Source organism: Polynucleobacter sp. VK25 (assembly GCF_018687355.1).
In the GTDB taxonomy this organism is placed as follows: Bacteria; Pseudomonadota; Gammaproteobacteria; order Burkholderiales; family Burkholderiaceae; genus Polynucleobacter.
This window is the reverse complement of the sequence record NZ_CP061288.1, coordinates 947,647-966,033: the sequence shown is the minus strand read 5'-3', so window position 1 is coordinate 966,033 and position 18,387 is coordinate 947,647. Positions and strand designations below refer to the sequence as shown.

Here is an 18,387-nt window from a genome sequence, read left to right as displayed (position 1 = left end):
TCCAGCTATTTGCTTATTCCTCAGTCTTTGTAGGTGCGGCATTAGAGCTTGGCTCAAAATGAAGCGATGCGGAGTTAATGCAATAGCGCAATCCAGTTGGCATAGGCCCATCCTCAAATACATGTCCTAAATGTGCGTCACAGTTGGCACAACGAACCTCCGTACGAATCATTCCGTGAGTGATATCGCGGACTTCCTTAATAGAAGATGCAACTTCAGGGGCGTTGTAACTAGGCCACCCACAACCGGCATCAAATTTAGTGTCGGATAGAAATAGAGGCGTACCGCAGCAGACGCATTTATAGCGGCCTTGATCCCAGTGATCCCAGTATTTACCCGTGAAAGGTCTTTCAGTTGCCGCTTCTCGAGTGACTCGATATTCAATATCACTCAGCGATTGTTTATATTCGTGGTCAGTTTTTTTCATGGTGGCTCCAAAAAATGGCTCTAAATCTAGACTCTAAGAAGAGCAGCTTACTTCAACCAACGGAAGGTTAGGCGGCGGTGCAAATGAATATGCTTCATGCTCCGGCTGCTCATCAAAGGGACTTTCCAGGATCATCAGAAGCTTATTTACCTCAGAAAAATCCTTTTTTTGCGCAAGCTCAATAGCGGTTTGCGCTAAATGATTTCGAAGTACATACTTTGGATTGACTCGATTCATGCCTTCTTTGCGATCAGAATCAGCAATTGATTCAGCCTTCAGGCGCTCTATGTAATCAGTAAACCACTCATCAATTGCGATCCGATCAATAAAATCATTTCTTAAATTAATCTGTTGAATTGACGTTTTTGTATTGATTGCCCCAAGACTTCGGAAGAAATTCGTGAAATCGATTCTGGAGTCGTGCATTGCTTGCAGCAACCTTTCTATCAGGGCGATGTCTCCGTCTTGTGAGCTTACAAAGCCTAATTTCTTGCGGAATAGAGATTGCCATGCTTGCGCATAGGTAACAGGGAAAGCTTCAAGCGCAGTACGCAATTGCTCCTGCGCTTCATTCTCATTGGAATTGACTGAGAGTAGGGGAATCATGGCACTTGCGAGACAAGCCATATTCCAATGCATGATCTGCGGCTGGCGATGGTAGGCATATCGACCACCTTGATCACTATGGTTGCAGATATGGTCAATTTGAAACTGATCCAAGAACCCAAAAGGGCCATAGTCCATTGTCAAGCCGAGCACACTGATATTGTCACTATTGAGTACACCATGGCAAAAGCCAAAAGCTTGCCACTGCGCAACCAGTTTTGCATTACGTTCACAAATACTTCTAAATAGGTCCAAATAAGGAGCCGCTGATTTAAGACATTCGGGATAGTGGCTTGCAATTAAATAATCAGCCAATTCTTTCAATCTATTGCGGTCCTGGAGCGCAGCAAAATGCTCAAAGTGTCCAACGCGAATGAAGCTGGGCGCAAGTCGAGCGCAAACTGCGGCTGTTTCAATCGTTTCTCTTCTTATCGGCAAATCAGAACCAATAACCGATAAGGCTCTAGTTGTTGGCACACCTAAAGCGTGCATTGCTTCGCTGCATAGAAACTCCCTGATAGAAGAACGTAACACAGCTCTGCCATCACCCATGCGTGAGAACCGAGTTTTACCAGCTCCTTTCAGTTGAAGCTCTTGTCCGGCAAGATCGCCAAGCAATATTGCGCGACCATCCCCAAGTTGTCCGGCCCAGACGCCAAATTGATGTCCGCTATACACCGTAGCAATGGGGTTTAAAAAATGATGCTCGGATGTATTTAACTGGTTCCCAGACAATACCGCCAACCAAGCTTGATCTTCTGGCAGCTTATTTTTACCAATGGTAATACCCGCTAATTTGGCTGAAGAGGGCGAAAAAGCAACCCAGTATGGGTTGGGTATAGAGGTGGGAAGGGCTGTTTGGCAGACGTCATCGCCGCTTAAGGTAAAGGCCATATGACCTATTCTAGGGGGATTTCCCAATCTACGTACATGCCTCTAGAATTACCTTATGAATAAACAAGTTCAAATTAACCCGCAGACCCAATTGGCCAATTTAGGCGAAGAGTTAAACGTTCCTTTTTTAAAGCTTCTCGGGGTTCGTTGCTTAAGCGCAGTAATGGGTAAGGGTGAGATTTTGCTGGCACTCAAACCAGAACATAACAACACTTGGGAAGTTGCCCATGGTGGCGTTCTATTGACCTTGATGGATGTTGCTATGGCCGTTGCCGCCAGATCTGGAGATCCCGGCGATAGAAGTGTTGTCACTATAGAAATGAAAAATAATTTCATGCAGGCTGCCACTGGAGTATTGCGTGTTAAGGCAGATACCGTTCGCAGAACTGCAACGATGGCTTTTTGTGAAGCCAAACTCTACAACGATCAAGGCGAAATCTGCTGCATGGCTACAGGAACGTTTAAATATTTAAAGCGCTTGGCAACGCGTAATGCAGAGGGTGTTCGTGTTGTAAACGACGATGGTCGTTTTGAAGCAAGCTAGACGGATAGATTGGAGTCAGATGAGGAGCTTAGAGCTCCTGTAACTACGTCATGGCCAACTGTTCCTGAGGTATCGAAGCGACGTTCCACCAATTCGAATTGACCATCCTTGCGAATTCTGAGAACAGTACTTGAGCGGGTGCCATAAGCAGGCGTTTTGATAAATGCAGGGGAGAGGGCCTTTTCCCACTCTTTGCTTACCCCTGTACTCGGGAGCTCATGATCGCTGGCGTGATGGGTATCGGCCAGCAACTTTAAATACTGATCTGCATTCTTCAATTGCCCTTGATCCATAGCTAAAGCCTGGGCAAACGCTGCTACACGGTGATTTACCTTGGGCCATGGCGTATCTAGCATGGCATTCGATAGTCCGTAAACACCTGGCTCTAAGGCTTGTTGCGGAAATACCTTACGAGGACGAATGCTTTGACCCATCATCATGCGATTACTTACCCAATGCATTTCAGCATTGACGGGATCGCTGAGATCTGCCATTAAGAGATTAAATCCGTTGTACTGCTGAAAACGTTTTGAATTGCTCTGAATAAATTCGGTGGGTCCATCTTTGCCAGTGAGATACATTAATGAAAGCTCACCTCGAGTTCTTGCATCAGGATTTTTTTCACTCGGCGCCCTAACATTCGTTAATGCAGCAAATTTTCCAGTCTTTGTAAAACCCAACCAAGTGCCAGGACTGCCCAAGACATCTGCGCGATCACGTCCTGCCAATACATGCGGGTGCTCTGGCCACCATCCAACCGCATCGGTATTGCGTTCATAAAACTCGTCGCGATTCGCCGCTACTACTAGGGAGTAATCCGGATGAGAATTCCAGGCGAAGAGAATGAGGCACATAAATTAGTTAAATTTCAATCAATGGGTATGGCAATGAATCTATTTTTAACACAGGTCCATCGGTGCCGCCTAGATGAATTTCACCAGTCTCGAGCGCCTCTAATTTGCATTCAATTTGAATATCTGTGCGCCCAGAAATATATGGGGACTGGGCTGATAGCACTACCATTCCGGCCGGTTGCCCCGGGTCTGCAGAGTGAAAAAGTTCCGTACCTGGCGCTGTTAGTTCAGCATTCGTTGCATATGCTAACTGGAGTCTACGCTTAATAGCGCCACGATATTGACTGCGCGCAACAATTTCTTGACCTGGATAACACCCTTTTTTAAAGTCAACACCTGAAACAGATTCAAAATTAATCATCTGTGGCACAAATTGCTCTTGCGTCGCTTGAACAATGCGCGGAATGGCGCTCAACACCTCAAGGTCATTCCATGTAGATAGGCGTATATCAGAATTTTCCAAAGCTATGGAAACATCTTTAGGATATGCCATCAATAGACGGGCTACCGATTGCTCGCTAACCAATACATTGGGTATGCGCAAATTAATGCAATGTGGATCAAGTTTTATATTGTCTATCTGACTACGAGAGCAAAAAAGCCCAGCAATATTCCAGTCATTTGAAAGATCTGTAACTTTCACTTTTGAGCGAAGTATGAACATAGACAAACGCTTAGCCGTACTAGCTGCGATATCTTTTGAAATAAATAACGCAAAGCGGTCATCTGTATCGCCTGCTGATGGAAAGAGGCCAAGCCAGGCGCTTGCTAAGAGCCTGCCTTTGGGGCTGCAATAGCCCGCCAAACGGGTACCCGTGAAATCCTGGGCCATCTGTCCAGGTAAGGTGCGGGAAAGACCCAAAACAGAATTGGTTAATTGATTTTGTAAAAAACTTGCAGCATCTGAGCCTTCGACCACAATAAGCCCCCAATCAGGCAGATTGCAGGGTAGGGAGGAGGGGTTATCCAGCCACTTTTGCTGAATTTGGGATGTATTTGTCATGACCCTTTTATCATAGCCTGATGCGTAGAAAAATTCAGAGAAGGGCTTTATTCATAAATAAGAGGCCCGGAAATTCAGTTGTTAAAAACGGCTTAATTTTGCTATTAGCCTTATTGGGACTTATGTATGGCGCCATCTTTTTAATACCGATAGTGCCTAGCCAATCAAACACTATCGATGGCTCCGTTTATAAAGTAAAGATTAATCAACACTCGGGTCTCTCCAGTATCGCTGAGCAACTAAAGGAGCAGGGTCTATCAATCACTCCTTCTATCTTGCATCTATCGGCCAGAAGCTTATTTATTGGCTCAAAATTAAAGCCTGGCACCTATTTACTACCGACAAGTGCCAGTCTTGGAAAAATACTTCTACAAATTGCACGCGGCGATCGCGTTAGAGAAAATATCGCAATCATCCCTGGAATGACAATTTGGCAGCTAAGAAATTTAATGGATTCTCATCCAGCCCTCATTCATCAAACCAAAGGGATGAGCAATAAGGAACTTTTGCAGAGCTTGAATCTGAGTTACCCGAGTGATGAGGGAATTTTTTTACCGGACACCTACATTTTTGACCCTGATGAGCCTGATCTCAATATTTATCGCAAAGCCGCCCAAGGCATGCAAAAACAGCTTATTCAGATATGGGACAAAAGGGATGGGGGCCTGCCTCTTAAAACACCCTATGAGCTTCTTATTTTGGCCTCTATTATTGAGAAAGAGACTGGTCGCCTTAGTGATCGAGGCATGGTTGCAGCCGTCTTTGTTAACCGCTTAAATATAGGCATGCCCCTTCAAACAGATCCTACGGTGATCTACGGAATTGGCCCTAAATTTGATGGAAACTTACGGAAAGCGGATTTGCGTAAAGACACTGCCTACAATACCTATATGCATAAAGGTTTACCCCCAACTCCTATAGCCATGCCAAGCAAAGAATCTATTCTTGCTGGGGCGCATCCTGCAAAAAGCAAGGCACTATTCTTTGTTGCAAAAGGAGATGGCAGCAGCCATTTCTCTCAAAACCTAAAAGAGCATGAGTCGGCAGTAGATCTATATCAACGTAAGATTGCTCCCAAGGGCAGCAATAACTAAATTCATTCATTATGACATCAACATACACAGGATATTTCATTAGTTTTGAAGGCATCGATGGTGCTGGCAAAAGCACACATATCGATGCATTTCGTACGCTGATGCAAGAGCGCTACCCAGATAGGGAGGTCGTGATGACTCGAGAGCCCGGGGGAACTCCGCTTGGCGAGCAATTGCGAAAGCTGCTTTTGGACTCCCCAATGAATTTAGAGACTGAAGCATTATTGATGTTTGCCGCGCGACGCGAGCATATTGCTCAAGTGATCGAACCCGCACTGGCAGCGGGCAAGATCGTTATATCTGATCGCTTTACAGATGCTAGCTTTGCGTATCAAGGTGGGGGTCGCGGATTGAGTCTGTCCAAATTGAATGAATTAGAGCGTTGGGTGCAAACACTTCCCAATGGATCGCTGTTACAACCCAATCTAACTATTTTGTTTGATTTGCCTGGTGAGATAGCGGAAGCACGCCGTTCAAAAGTTCGGACCCCAGACAAATTCGAACAAATGAATTTGGATTTTTTTGAAAAAGTACGCCAGGAATATTTGCGACGTGCAAAAGAAGATGCTGGTCGCTTCCACTTGGTTGATGCAACCCAAACCCCGGAAGCTATTTGGAATGGTTTGAAATTGATTCAGATTGCGCTTTAAGTGAATCCTTCAGCTCAAATTGCACCCTGGCTTGAGCCCCTTTGGGGAGGCTTAGACTTCGGCAATTTTCCTAATGCCATCTTGTTGCATGGTCAATCCGGTATTGGCAAGTTTGCCTTTTCGGTTGAGCTAGCCAAAGCATTACTTTGTGAAAATTCTAGCGCTGCTATACGTCCTTGCAAACAATGCGAGGCATGCCATTGGTTCGATACCGGCAATCACCCAGACTTTATTGCACTAGTTCCTGAAACACATCGGAAGCTCTTGCCTCATGCAGACTATGAGGGCGATGATGCCCCTAAGAAGGGAAAATCTATACGCGATGATGATGCTGAATCTAGCGAGAAAAAAGAAAAGAAAAATATCTCGATTGAAGAAACGCGCAGTGCTATAGAAAATCTTTCCATAGGCTCACATCGGGGTGGTAATCGCGTGATATTAATTTATCCATTGGAGATGCTGCGCTCAGACTCAGCCAATACCTTATTGAAGTCATTGGAAGAGCCGCCAGCAAGTACTATTTTTATATTGCTAGCCGATCGAGTTGATCGCGTATTACCTACCATTCGATCTCGTTGTCGCCTTTTGACTGCTCCTCGACCTAACCGTGAGCAGGGGTTGACTTGGCTTAAAAAACAACTAAGCAACATCAGCGGTCTAAAAGCCAGTGATGCCGATATTGAAACTGTTTATGACGAGCAGGGTGGGGCACCCTTCTCAGTACTGAGCTCTCTTATTGCAAGACACAATAAAGACGATAAGGACGAATTAACAATCTCTATTCAGGCCACTCGTTATTTACTCCAATCGATGGCTCAAGGAGTCAGAATGAATTGGCTCGATGCGGCTGAGAAAACCCATAAAGCTCAATATGGATTCTTATTGGCTAGCATGCAAAGATGGGTTTCTGATTTGCAATCAGTGTCCCAAGGCGGTGAGCCACGGTATTACCCTAAGCACTTGAATACTCTTGACGGCCTTTCTAAGATGGCTAACACCCACAAAATTGATCAATTCTGGAAATCGCTTATTCAGGCACGGCGCCATGAAAATCACCCCTTAGCTAATCGAATTCAGCTAGAAGCACTGCTTTCTCAATATCAACAGATATTTGGAGCTTGATATTGCCTTTGAAAGACTAAAATACGAGTCATGTTCATAGACTCCCATTGCCATCTCGATTTTCCGGAATTTCAATCTCGACTTCCCGAGGTTTTGGCCAATATGCAGGAAGCCAAGGTAACCCATGCCCTTTGTGTCTCCGTCGACCTACCGGACTTCCCAAATGTTTTAAAGCTGGCAGAAGAGCATCCAAATCTTTATGCATCGGTCGGCGTTCATCCAGACTATGAGGATACGCCTGAACCAACATTTGAATTTCTCGTAGAAACCGCTGCAAAACACTCCAAAATTATCGCCATTGGTGAGACAGGTCTTGATTACTACCGCATGGGTGATCGCAGCTACGATTCCATGGAATGGCAGCGTGAACGTTTTAGAACCCATATTAGGGCGTCTATTAGCTCTGGTAAGCCATTAATCATCCATACTCGCTCAGCTTCTGAAGACACCATCAATATCCTTACAGAAGAGGGTGCTCAGAAGATTGGCGGTGTCATGCATTGCTTTACGGAGTCCTATGAGGTTGCAAAGGCGGCAATGGAAATGGGGTTTTATATTTCTTTCTCAGGGATTGTGACCTTTAAAAGCGCTAAAGAGCTTCAGGAAACGTGCAAACAAGTCCCGTTGGATAGGATGCTCATTGAAACTGATTCTCCGTATTTGGCGCCAATTCCTTATCGCGGCAAGACAAATGAGCCAGCCTGGGTATCAAAAGTTGGTCAATTTGTTGCGGAACTAAAAGGTATTTCTGTAGAAGAATTAGCCATCACCACATCAAATAATTTTTATGAATGTTTTCATATAGATAGAAATCTATCATGAGAATTAAGTTTAATAAATTCTTCTTGGCTTTAGTCGCCTCAGCCGTACTTAGCGGACCTGTATTTGCTCAAACAGACGTTCAAATTGCAGATTTTGCTAAAGCAGCTAAATTTAACGATATAGCCACAGTTAACTCGCTGTTATTAAAAGGTGTTAGCCCCAATACAACCGATCCTAGGGGTGAGCCCATGTTGAATTTGGCGATCAAAGAACGGTCTAACGATGTAATCGCTTTGCTGATTGCCAATAAGGCTACAGACGTTGATCTCTCCAATAAGTATGGCGAAACACCCCTCATGATTGCCTCAATAGATGGCAATTTACCTGTTGTTAAGATGCTTGTAGAGCAAAGAAAGGCCAGGATTGACCACATAGGTTGGACGCCGTTGCATTATGCGTCTGCTAAAGGTCACTTGGACGTAGCCCAATACTTATTAGCTAATGGTGCAATTGTTGACTCATTGAGCCTAGGTGATACAACGCCATTAATGATGGCAGTTCAATCTGGCAATGAACCACTTATCAAGCTATTACTTGATAAAGGTGCTGACTTACAAATACGTAATTCTGTAGGCTTATCGGCCATTGACATAGCGGTCATATATGACAAGCCTTGGATAGTGGATGGCCTCAGTTCACGTTGGCTAAAGCTATATAAAAAGCCATATGTAAGCCCAAAGGGACTAGTTCAGCCCAAGACCTGATGCATGCCTTCTGCGTATAATCATTATTATGTCAAATAAGATATTTCTGTAATCCTACTCATATAACCCAGACCATGTTTAGCCTATTTCACAATACAGACCTACCTAGCTTTGCAACCCTCTTTAGTGAGATCAATACAGATATGGGTAACGGTCAGATCTGGGTAATGGTTGTATCTGCGTGCCTCATGCTAGCAGTCCATGCCGTAGTCGTTTTGGGTATTGCCGGCGCATTTCATGCCATCGATGACGTCATGACTAGGAAGCGAATATTTGGTGCAAGCTTTCTCTCGTACTTTATTGCCATACTTTTAGTGATCGCAATACATTTAACGGAAATAGTTATTTGGGCATACATCTGTGTGGCCCTGAAGGTTTTCCCAACAAATCCACAGACCTTCTACTTTGCAGGTGAAATGTATACAACCGTTGGATACGGCGATTACAAACTTTCAGAACAATGGCGAATTCTTCCCATCATCATCTCTTTTTCAGGAATTTTTGCCGTGTCAATGTCTGGTGCAGCCCTCTACACCATGATGGGTGCGCTTTTGGGTCATAACAATCAAAATCAGAACCCTAAATCCGGCTCTGGATTTTAAATCTAGGGCTTTAATCCAGCTGGTAAAGGGTTCTTCTGCTTAAAAATCAGCTCAAGCACCCTGCCATTCGCCTCTAGGGACCGAATCCGGCCTGGGAGCCATTCCAGGTCTTTTGCCAGCCAGATATCAACTTGACGCTTATAAGGGTCGTTTTCACGCTGCATTAATGCGTAGTGTCGATTTAATGTTCTGCCGAGACTAGGAATATCCTCCGAGACTGTCTCGCCGTAACTCTTAAAGTTCCACATTTCCAGGGTGTTGTAGTCAACCACCGGAATGGCTCGGATACTTCCGGCATCATCCATTTTGCTATCGCCGTTCAATAAAGACGCTAATTGGAACATCAGGCTAAACCGGTCTTGGGTTCCTGGAAGTAATGCGGGTGTGAATTCAGGCTTCTCAGAGAAAAACATCTGCCCTTCACCTTTTTCATTTCGATCAAAACGTGAATAACGGGGTGGCTTTGTACCGCGCTGCGTCCAATAAATACTGGGCGCAATTCCATAGGAATCAACCGTTCCGCGCGATTCAAAAACAAACGGTCCTACAAATGCATAAGGGATGTTGACGTAGAGACGGTAGTTATTACCCTCAGCAATCCAATCAATCTCGCCGGTTTGGAGCTTTTGTCCGTCAAGGTATGCATCGTAATAAATGATTCCTGACTGCGGAAGTTTAAATGGAGCCCCAGATTGATTATTGGATCCGCCCTGCTCCCCAGCAATATTAGATTTAAGATCTTCAGAAAGATTGCTTGATGATGTTTTCTTAGGCGTCTTGTGCGGAGATTTCGCCATCTGAATTTTTTTTGGTGGCTCCGTCTTTAACTCGGTTCTAATAATTAAATCATCTGCAATGGGTGGAGCATCAGCATATGAAATAAACGGGATGCCAAAAAATAAAATCAAATGCCCCGCTACTGATAGGCACCAAGCAGCAAGAATAATTCTCAGGGAATTTACTTTAGGCAGTTGAAATGAATGTTCCCGCCCTATTTTCTGACTCAGGGTAATGCCTCTAAAAGACGGCTGTTCTTGGGAAGATTTGCAGCTAGAAAATCCATCTGGTCAGATAAGATATTGCGCCCTTTCAGAATCATATCCTCATAAAGACTAGGCAAATAAGGGGCGTACAACAAGCCCATGCCGGCCTGCTCTGGCGTCCGATTAGCTTTGCGTTGGTTGCAAGGCCTGCATGAAATCACCAGATTCATCCAGCTATATTTGCCGCCACGACTATTGGGAATGATGTGCTCTGCTTCTGCTTGGTTTTCATAAATTGCATCGCCACAATAAGCGCAAAGACCTCTGTCGCGCTTATAGAGTTTATGTTTCGTAATGATAGGGACCACATCAAAAAGATTAATCTTGGCGCTACCCTTCACTGCGATGATGGAGTGAAGCTCGATGAGAGATTGTTTGCCTGTGGAGCGAGAGATGCCACCACGCATCTGGAAAATAGGGTCGCCTAAAGTCCACAACACACTACTGTCGGCATACTGTTTAGTGGCCTCTTCAGCGTTAACCCAGCCCTGGGGAATTCCTCCTGCGTCTAATTTCAAGATGCTAAGCACAATCTCTCCTTTCTAGACGTCCTAACCTAGGAACATCGCCAGGACCATCTTACAGAAGAAGATGGTGGCAATCAATCACCTAGCCAAAGATGAATCGCATGACCTTGGGTAAGTAATCAGAATACTCTGAAATCCCATGGTCACTACCCTCCAGAACTAACTGCTCTGAGCCTTTATAGAACTCAACCATTTCATGCCAGTCAAGCAGCTCATCCCCTTTTGCCGCCATTAAAAAATAGCGAGAAGGGTTGCTAATAGCCTCGACTTGAAGATCTCTCAATTGGTCAATATATTCTGACCGAAAATCATATGGCTCGTCTGTATCGTATGAAGTCAACATGCCTACATGAGAAGCTAATTCTCTTGGGGCCCTCACCGCAGGATTTAGCGCCACCCCTTTGCAGCCATACTTCTCGGTAAGGTAATTTGCATAGTAACCACCCAAAGAGGATCCAATCACGACTAGGCGATCGTGTTTTGAATCTTTAATATGCTTTTCTACCATGCCCATACTTTCTTTTGGAGAAGCCAATAATTGTGGGCAATACCATTCGATCGGATTTTCCTGAGTAGATAGTGCATTAATAGCTTCCCCTGTCATGACTGCTTTACTTGACCGAGGTGAGGAGCGAAAACCGTGAAGATAGACGACCAAGGTTGTGGGCATAGAGGGTACTTAAGCCTTCTGGCCAATTTCAAAGTTTGCTAACTTCTCAAGCGCACGCACCATGGCTGAGTGATCCCAGGCTTTGCCGCCGTGAGCAGCACATGAGTTGAATAACTCCTGAGCAGTAGCAGTATTTGGAAGCGAAACACCAAGGGCTCTTGCACTATTTAGAGCTAGATTTAAGTCTTTCTGGTGTAATTCAATCCTAAAGCCGGGATCAAACGTTCTCTTAACCATTCTCTCGCCGTGAACCTCTAATATTTTAGAGCCTGCAAATCCACCCATTAAAGCCTGACGTACCTTTGCAGGGTCCGCCCCAGCTTTAGAAGCAAATAAGAGTGCTTCAGCAACCGCCTCAATATTTAAGGCAACAATAATTTGGTTGGCAACCTTTGCTGTCTGACCATCACCATTAGCACCAACAAGATTAATATTTTTTCCCATCAACTCAAAGATGGGCTTGACCTTTTCAAAGACTTGATCATCGCCGCCAACCATAATAGAAAGCGTTGCATTCTTAGCCCCAACCTCTCCGCCAGATACTGGTGCATCAAGATAGTCACAGCCCAAAGCGTTAATTTTTAGAGCAAATTCTTTTGTAGCAATAGGAGATATAGAGCTCATATCTACAACGACTTTGCCCTTAGATAAGCCCGAAGCAATTCCTTTGTCGCCAAAAAGCACTTTCTCTACGTCAGGCGTATCTGGAACCATAGTGAAAATAATGTCGGCCTTATTGGCAACTTCTTGGGGTGAATTACATTGCACCGCAGAGGTAGAAGCCAAGTTCTCTGGAACCTTGCTGCGAGTATTAATAAAAACCTCATGACCTGCATTCACTAGATGCCCTGCCATTGGGGCACCCATGATGCCTAGACCGATAAAACCCAACTTTAATTGCTTACTCATTATGTCTCCGCATCTATTTTTTAATTTAATGATTTAATCCAGCCCAAGCCAACTTCAGTGCCAGCAGCGGGTTTATATTCGCAGCCAATCCAACCTGTATAGCCAATGCTATCAATGAATTTAAAAAGGTGAGCGTAATTTATTTCACCAGTTCCTGGTTCGTTGCGACCAGGATTATCAGCCAATTGAATGTGAGCAATTTTTGAAAGGTTAGCTTCTAAATTTTTACTAAGCTCACCTTCCATACGTTGCGCATGGTAAATATCGTATTGAATAAACAAATTATCTGAGCCAACCTCATTCAAAATATTAAGAGCCTGCTGAGTTTTAGATAAATAAAATCCAGGGATATCAAAAGTATTGATTGGTTCGATGAGTAGTTTGATGTTAACTTTTTTCAGCTCAGAAGCTGCATAACGTAAATTATCGACAAAGGTTTTATGCAATAAATCTGGTGCCACTCCACTAGGAGCTTTTCCTGCCAGGCAATTAATCTGATTTACGCCCAGCACTTTTGCATATTCGATAGCCTTGCTAACGCCCGCCCGGAACTCTTCAATACGATCGGGTAAACAAGCAATTCCACGCTCTCCAGCGTCCCAGTCTCCTGCTGGCAAATTATGAAGCACCAGTTGAAGCTGATGCTTGTCTAGTTCGTGACGAATATCATTTGCTGAAAATGGGTAAGGGAAAAGAAATTCAACGGCCTGAAACCCAGCTTTTGCAGCTCTTTCAAAACGCTCCATAAATGGATGCTCATTAAAGAGCATGGTGAGGTTAGCTGCAAACTTTGGCATTTCAAATCCTTTTAAGAAAGCGAGTAAATCTAATGGGATTGCAGATCTTAACAAAAGTTGTCTATTTAAGCCTCGTAATGAAATATCACGCTAATAGGCCATTTTTGGCAATAAAAATAGGCTAAGATTGAATTTAGTGGATTTTATATATAAGGAAAATAATGAATATCAAATATAGCCCTATCGCCCTAGCGCTTACAGTAGCTCTTGCAGGTGCATCATTGGCAAATGCCCAATCTATTCCGGCAACAGGATCAGCTAAGCCTGTTGTGATCGATGCCGCTGTAACTGACAACCGCTATCAGCTATACGAGGGCGAAGTAGTAAAGATTGATAAAAAGACGCGCACCATTACTTTTAAAAACAAAGAAGGTGAAACTAAATTTGTTGCTGGTCCTGAGATCGCCAACTTTGCACAGATTAAAAAAGGCGACCGCGTTAATGTAAGTTATGAATTGGCTGTTGCCATTGAATTGATCAAGACTAAAAGTGATGGCGTTCGCAGCAAAGTCGAAACCAATACCGTAACGAAGTCTAAGGCAGATGAAAAGCCCTCTGAAACAATTACGAACAAGACCACTATCGTTGCCGACATTGTTGAGGTGAATCGCGAGAAAAAACTGGTTTCCGTTAAAGGTCCCAGCGGCAAGATAACAACCGTGACCGTTAAGAACCCCGCCCTCTTAGCTGATATCAATGTGGGTGAGCAAGTGAAGGTAATTTACTTTGATGCAATGGCTGCATCTATCACCACGCCAAAGAAGTAATCCATATCCCTGACCTTCGGCAATCCTAAGGTCAGGGGCTTTTGACAAGAAGCCCCTTACAACAGTCTCAAACGATTTACTCAGCGCCTGTCTTTGAGATTGCTTTCCTCATAATGCCTCTCATTTTTTGATCACCCTCAACCATCAGTTTCAGCCTCGTTTCGCTGACCAGAAATGCCATATTGGCGTTGTACTGTTCGCGACGTAAAAGCTCCACCAGAAGGCCTGTTAATAAGGTATATGAGAAGTAAACGAACAGAGTAGTTACATCCCTTTGATCAACCACTGACAATGCCCCAAAGGGCTCCAAAAAGAAAAATATCAATAGTGGCGCACTCAAAGCGAGGGTTAGAATCGCCGGAAAGATGCCAAAGAAATACGCAATCACAATAGTATTCACTTGAAAGAAAAATAGCGGCAGTGATGCACCCAAAAAGGGGTGCAGAATATAGCGCAAGGAGAATGCGACTAAAACGCCAAATACAGCCACCAAATAACCGTGACTAATATTGGAGCTCCAACGTTTTGCGTTTAAGTTATGTCTCATCTTTTTTCTCTATTTCGGTGTATCCTAACCCATCTCCTAGAATAAGCCCATATTTAGATGTTAGAGCCCGTTAACAACACACCTAAACACGACCTGACCATCCTTTTGCCCGGACTCAATGGTAGCGGGCTTGAGCTGGGACAGCTGCCTAGATTTTTGGAGGCGGCTGGGCACGATGTTTTAATCCCAGAGATTCCAGGCTATTTGTTTGGTAGTCCAGCCAGCAAATACACCGACTGGGTTCAAGAGCTCCATCGAATTATCGACGAACAGAGGGAAATCTACTCCGTAGTCAATCTTGCGGGCATTAGCATGGGCGCTACTTTGGCCACATTGGTTGCGGCCCAAAGGATAGACATTGCATCACTCGCCCTAATGTCACCAGTACTTAAATATGATGGCTGGTCAGTACCCTTTTATCGACCCATGCTAGATTTACTCTACTTTCTTGGCGCACGAAACTGGGAATATTCTGAACGTGAGCCTTTTGGCGTCAAGAACATCGATTTGCGACGTCGCATTAGTGAAAAATTTAAAACCTCTAAAGTATCTGAAGTTGGCGCAGCTTCAATCTCTGCACGACATCTACATGAAGCCAAGGGCTTGATGGTAAATGCTAAAAATAGTCTATACGACCTGAACTGTAGATTACTTTTAATCCAGTCGGTGGAAGATGACACATGCTCAGTCTGGTCTGCCGATCAAATACTGGAACACTGCAAATCAGAAGTGCGTCGCGTTATTTGGCTTGGTAATAGCTACCACATCATTACTATTGATAATGAACGTGAGATTGTTCTTAATGAAGTATTGAACTTTATCTCTCAGACAAGCGCTGTTGAAAAACATGCGGCAGATCCAGCAACATCTGATAATCGCAAAGTTCTGAAATTAAGAGTTGGTTACGAATAAATTTCAGAAAATATATGAATAAAAAAAAGCCCCCTATTAAGGGGGCTTTTTAATTGTCTTGGCGGAACGGACGGGACTCGAACCCGCGACCCTCGGCGTGACAGGCCGATATTCTAACCAACTGAACTACCGCTCCAAATGCATCGCGTAACGCAACATCATACATCTTTACTACTACCAGAAGAATCTGGCGTCCCCAGGGGGATTCGAACCCCCGTACTCACCGTGAAAGGGTGATGTCCTAGGCCTCTAGACGATGGGGACCTGGACTACAACATACTTCTATTTTAAATGCTTGGTGGAGATAAGCGGGATCGAACCGCTGACCTCTTGCATGCCATGCAAGCGCTCTCCCAGCTGAGCTATACCCCCGAAATCTCGCGATAAAACTACAAGACACTCAAAACAATCCAAGATTTTATCCTATTTTTGTGCGAGTGCGCAAATTCTCTACTGGATCACCTTGGAGAGCCTTTGGATAGCCTCTTCCTTGCCTAATACCACCAGCACTGAATCTATCGCCGGAGTTTGCGTGGTTGCAAATAAAGCGTACCTAACAGGCATTGCCAAGGCAGGCATTTTCAGCCCATGTTTTGCTAATACCTGCTTAAATACTGCTGCATAACCCTCTTTAGTTGGTTCAGCCAGCGTAATTGCCTCAACTAAATCTTTTAATGCGGGAATGACTGCTTCAGCAACATTTTCCTTGATCTGCTCAGGATTTAAATTGGGGGCTGGCACGTAAAACAGCTTAGCGCCTTCAGCAATCTCAATCAACGTATTTGCACGATCTTTCAACAGTCCAACTACTTGAACAAAGTCTGGACCAGCTTCAGTATTAATGCCTAACTCATGCGCAAATGGTTTTGTCTCTAAAGCTAATTTTGTAGGATCTGCATTTTGTATGTACTGATGATTTAGCCAAAGTAATTTTTCTGGATTGTGCTGTGCTGGTGAGCGCCCTAAACTTTCTAGATCAAACCAATCAACGAATTGCTCTTTGGTAAATACTTCGGCATCGCCGTGAGACCATCCAAGGCGCGCCAGATAATTGAGGATAGCCTCGGGCAGGTATCCTGCTTTTTGATAGTCACGCACACTCATCGCTCCGTTGCGCTTACTCATCTTTTCGCCAGAATCATTTAAAACTGTTGGCAAATGAGCATATACAGGAGGTGTGCCACCTAGAGCCTTCATGATATTAATTTGCCTCGGCGTATTGTTGACATGATCATCGCCTCGAATAACATGGGTAATGTTCATATCCATGTCATCTATTACCACACAGAAGTTGTAAGTCGGCGTTCCATCTGGCCTAGCAATCACCAAGTCATCTAGCTCATCATTACTGATTTCGATTTGACCTTTAACTGCGTCATTCCAGACGACTGATCCACCGATAGGATTCTTAAAGCGAATAACCGGATTCGCTCCCTCAGGAATCGGAGGCAATGTTTTGCCTGGCTCCGGTCTCCATAAACCGTTATAGCGAGGCTTTTCTTTATTCGCCATCTGTTGATCGCGCAATAGATTGAGGTCTTCCTCGCTCATGTAGCAGGGATAAGCTAAGCCAGCATCGAGCATTTGCTTTACCACTTCACGGTATCGATCAATGCGCTGCATTTGATAGATAGGACCCTCATCTAAATCAAGTCCAAGCCACGCCATGCCTTCGATGATGACGTCAACAGCCTCTTGGGTAGATCTCTCTAGATCGGTATCCTCGATTCGCAGAATAAAGTCACCTTTATTATGGCGAGCAAATGCCCATGGGTAGAGGGCGCTGCGTAGGTTTCCCAGATGAATAAAGCCCGTGGGACTAGGGGCAAATCGTGTACGTATATGCATAAATGCCATTATCTCAGGTCGCGAATGATAGGACTAAATCTGAAAAAAAGTGGATACTTTCAGGTATGAATGAACTACTGGTCTTTATGTGTGATGGCGCCCCGGTCCGCGGGGAAATTGTGTCAATTGGCAGTGCCTGGCAGGCAGTTTTAGAGCGCCGAAATGACCCCCCGGCTGTGCGTCGAATTTTGGGCGATTTTGTAGGTGCCGCCACACTTTTAAGTGCTAGCTTGAAATTTGATGGGACTCTGATTATTCAGGCCCAAAGTAAAGGTCCAATTCAACTGCTGGTGGTGGAATGCAAGTCCGACCTGTCCATGAGGGCAACAGTAAAGCTATCGGTGGACCCAACGGAAATATCGCCTGATGCAACGCTAGCCGATCTGCTAGATGTCAGCAATAGCGGAAGATTGGTTATCACCTTAGATCCAGCAGACCGCGAACCAGGTCAAGCGCCTTACCAAGGCATTGTTGCACTTCAAGACCACCAGGGATCGGTAATCAAGCCCGTAACCAGCGCTGCTGAAGCTATCGCTTTGTATATGCAAAACTCTGAGCAATTAGATACGCGTATTTGGCTTGCATCAAGCGATACCCATGTTGGGGGCCTGTTGTTACAGCGCTTACCTAACTCGGGTGGCCACGCGCATTTGGATCCACAAATTGCAGCTGAAGGCTGGTCTCGCATCCAAACACTTGGCGAGACCATTACCAATGAAGAATTACTTACCCTTCCTCCGGAAACTATCTTAAGGCGCCTGTTTTTAGAAGAGTCCACGGAGAACGGTGTACGAAGCTTCCCTGCCAGACCTATTTGCTTTTCTTGTCGCTGCTCCCGAAGCAAGGTTGCCGATATTTTGCGAATGCTGGGCGAAGAAGAGGTTCAAAGCATTCTTGCGGAACAAGGCGCCGTAGAGACTGTTTGCGATTTCTGTGCGAAACCCTATCGCTTTGATGCAGTCGATTGCCTGCAGGTATTTAAAACGGATTTATTAAGCGATGCAACAAGACCGCCATCTAGCGGTCATTAAGCAATAGCCGTTGA

The 18,387-nt window shown here is 44.7% G+C and carries 21 protein-coding genes and 3 tRNA genes; 10 read left to right on the top strand and 14 right to left on the bottom strand.

Features of this window, described 5'->3' with window-relative positions; all coding sequences use genetic code 11:
* Nucleotides 1-13: 13 nt before the first annotated feature.
* Nucleotides 14-427 carry a peptide-methionine (R)-S-oxide reductase MsrB gene (gene msrB / locus AOC21_RS05010; protein WP_215392655.1) on the bottom strand — a complete coding sequence of 138 codons (414 nt, stop codon included), beginning with the start codon at nucleotides 425-427 and terminating at the stop codon, nucleotides 14-16.
* Nucleotides 428-460: 33 nt separating this feature from the next.
* Nucleotides 461-1,927 carry a YdiU family protein gene (locus AOC21_RS05005; protein ID WP_215392654.1) on the bottom strand — a complete coding sequence of 489 codons (1,467 nt, stop codon included), beginning with the start codon at nucleotides 1,925-1,927 and terminating at the stop codon, nucleotides 461-463.
* A gap of 55 nt (nucleotides 1,928-1,982) precedes the next feature.
* On the opposite strand from AOC21_RS05005, the gene AOC21_RS05000 reads away from it, so the two are divergent.
* On the top strand, nucleotides 1,983-2,471 hold the full coding sequence (locus tag AOC21_RS05000; RefSeq protein WP_215392653.1) for a PaaI family thioesterase: 489 nt from the start codon (nucleotides 1,983-1,985) through the stop codon (nucleotides 2,469-2,471).
* On the opposite strand, the gene AOC21_RS04995 is transcribed toward AOC21_RS05000, so the two are convergent.
* Together AOC21_RS04995 and AOC21_RS04990 are read right to left on the bottom strand one after the other, a co-directional pair.
* Nucleotides 2,468-3,325 carry an NRDE family protein gene (locus AOC21_RS04995; RefSeq protein WP_215392652.1) on the bottom strand — a complete coding sequence of 286 codons (858 nt, stop codon included), beginning with the start codon at nucleotides 3,323-3,325 and terminating at the stop codon, nucleotides 2,468-2,470. The genes AOC21_RS05000 and AOC21_RS04995 overlap by 4 nt on opposite strands.
* Before the next feature lie 7 nt (nucleotides 3,326-3,332).
* Nucleotides 3,333-4,328, bottom strand: a complete 996-nt coding sequence (locus AOC21_RS04990; RefSeq protein WP_215392651.1) for a folate-binding protein YgfZ — start codon at nucleotides 4,326-4,328, stop codon at nucleotides 3,333-3,335.
* 20 nt (nucleotides 4,329-4,348) lie between these two features.
* Here AOC21_RS04990 and mltG point away from each other — a divergent pair, with 20 nt between their 5' ends.
* From mltG to AOC21_RS04960, 6 genes are all read left to right on the top strand, one after another.
* Entirely contained in the window at nucleotides 4,349-5,422 is a 1,074-nt protein-coding gene (gene mltG, locus AOC21_RS04985; RefSeq protein ID WP_215392650.1) for an endolytic transglycosylase MltG, read from the top strand.
* 11 nt (nucleotides 5,423-5,433) lie between these two features.
* Nucleotides 5,434-6,072 (top strand): dTMP kinase, encoded by a 639-nt coding sequence (gene tmk / locus AOC21_RS04980; protein ID WP_215392649.1) that lies wholly within the window; start codon nucleotides 5,434-5,436, stop codon nucleotides 6,070-6,072.
* Complete coding sequence (locus AOC21_RS04975; RefSeq protein ID WP_215392648.1) at nucleotides 6,073-7,194, top strand: DNA polymerase III subunit delta'; 1,122 nt, start codon at nucleotides 6,073-6,075, stop codon at nucleotides 7,192-7,194. It abuts the gene before it with no gap.
* A gap of 30 nt (nucleotides 7,195-7,224) precedes the next feature.
* Entirely contained in the window at nucleotides 7,225-8,016 is a 792-nt protein-coding gene (locus tag AOC21_RS04970; protein ID WP_215392647.1) for a TatD family hydrolase, read from the top strand.
* Nucleotides 8,013-8,720, top strand: coding sequence for an ankyrin repeat domain-containing protein (locus AOC21_RS04965; protein WP_215392646.1), 708 nt, complete (start codon nucleotides 8,013-8,015; stop codon nucleotides 8,718-8,720). The genes AOC21_RS04970 and AOC21_RS04965 overlap by 4 nt, the downstream gene beginning before the upstream one ends.
* Nucleotides 8,721-8,794: 74 nt before the next feature.
* On the top strand, nucleotides 8,795-9,322 hold the full coding sequence (locus AOC21_RS04960) for an ion channel (protein WP_215392645.1): 528 nt from the start codon (nucleotides 8,795-8,797) through the stop codon (nucleotides 9,320-9,322).
* 2 nt (nucleotides 9,323-9,324) lie between these two features.
* Here AOC21_RS04960 and AOC21_RS04955 read toward each other — a convergent pair whose 3' ends face one another.
* From AOC21_RS04955 to hyi, 5 genes are all read right to left on the bottom strand, one after another.
* On the bottom strand, nucleotides 9,325-10,230 hold the full coding sequence (locus tag AOC21_RS04955) for a DUF3108 domain-containing protein (protein ID WP_251371584.1): 906 nt from the start codon (nucleotides 10,228-10,230) through the stop codon (nucleotides 9,325-9,327).
* 95 nt (nucleotides 10,231-10,325) lie between these two features.
* The gene (locus AOC21_RS04950; protein ID WP_215392644.1) at nucleotides 10,326-10,895 is read right to left on the bottom strand and encodes an HNH endonuclease; all 570 of its coding nucleotides are present in this window, start codon (nucleotides 10,893-10,895) and stop codon (nucleotides 10,326-10,328) included.
* Between the two features lie 79 nt (nucleotides 10,896-10,974).
* Nucleotides 10,975-11,562, bottom strand: a complete 588-nt coding sequence (locus AOC21_RS04945; protein ID WP_215392643.1) for a YqiA/YcfP family alpha/beta fold hydrolase — start codon at nucleotides 11,560-11,562, stop codon at nucleotides 10,975-10,977.
* Nucleotides 11,563-11,571: 9 nt separating this feature from the next.
* Nucleotides 11,572-12,471, bottom strand: a complete 900-nt coding sequence (glxR, locus tag AOC21_RS04940; RefSeq protein WP_371817803.1) for a 2-hydroxy-3-oxopropionate reductase — start codon at nucleotides 12,469-12,471, stop codon at nucleotides 11,572-11,574.
* Nucleotides 12,472-12,491: 20 nt separating this feature from the next.
* Nucleotides 12,492-13,268, bottom strand: coding sequence for a hydroxypyruvate isomerase (hyi, locus tag AOC21_RS04935; protein ID WP_215392642.1), 777 nt, complete (start codon nucleotides 13,266-13,268; stop codon nucleotides 12,492-12,494).
* A gap of 161 nt (nucleotides 13,269-13,429) precedes the next feature.
* On the opposite strand from hyi, the gene AOC21_RS04930 reads away from it, so the two are divergent.
* Complete coding sequence (locus AOC21_RS04930) at nucleotides 13,430-14,035, top strand: hypothetical protein (protein WP_215392641.1); 606 nt, start codon at nucleotides 13,430-13,432, stop codon at nucleotides 14,033-14,035.
* Nucleotides 14,036-14,111: 76 nt separating this feature from the next.
* Here AOC21_RS04930 and AOC21_RS04925 read toward each other — a convergent pair whose 3' ends face one another.
* Nucleotides 14,112-14,582, bottom strand: a complete 471-nt coding sequence (locus AOC21_RS04925) for a DUF4118 domain-containing protein (protein WP_215392640.1) — start codon at nucleotides 14,580-14,582, stop codon at nucleotides 14,112-14,114.
* Between the two features lie 57 nt (nucleotides 14,583-14,639).
* Here AOC21_RS04925 and AOC21_RS04920 point away from each other — a divergent pair, with 57 nt between their 5' ends.
* Complete coding sequence (locus AOC21_RS04920) at nucleotides 14,640-15,494, top strand: carboxylesterase (RefSeq protein ID WP_215392639.1); 855 nt, start codon at nucleotides 14,640-14,642, stop codon at nucleotides 15,492-15,494.
* Nucleotides 15,495-15,553: 59 nt separating this feature from the next.
* Here the strand turns inward: AOC21_RS04920 and AOC21_RS04915 are convergent.
* The 4 genes from AOC21_RS04915 to gltX form a co-directional block, all read right to left on the bottom strand.
* Nucleotides 15,554-15,630: transfer RNA gene (locus tag AOC21_RS04915), tRNA-Asp, on the bottom strand.
* Between the two features lie 52 nt (nucleotides 15,631-15,682).
* Nucleotides 15,683-15,758 (bottom strand) — tRNA-Glu (locus AOC21_RS04910).
* Nucleotides 15,759-15,790: 32 nt separating this feature from the next.
* Nucleotides 15,791-15,866 (bottom strand) — tRNA-Ala (locus tag AOC21_RS04905).
* Nucleotides 15,867-15,944: 78 nt separating this feature from the next.
* Nucleotides 15,945-17,351, bottom strand: coding sequence for a glutamate--tRNA ligase (gltX, locus tag AOC21_RS04900; RefSeq protein WP_215392638.1), 1,407 nt, complete (start codon nucleotides 17,349-17,351; stop codon nucleotides 15,945-15,947).
* 56 nt (nucleotides 17,352-17,407) lie between these two features.
* On the opposite strand from gltX, the gene AOC21_RS04895 reads away from it, so the two are divergent.
* Nucleotides 17,408-18,373 (top strand): Hsp33 family molecular chaperone HslO, encoded by a 966-nt coding sequence (locus tag AOC21_RS04895; RefSeq protein WP_215392637.1) that lies wholly within the window; start codon nucleotides 17,408-17,410, stop codon nucleotides 18,371-18,373.
* Nucleotides 18,374-18,387 lie beyond the last annotated feature (14 nt).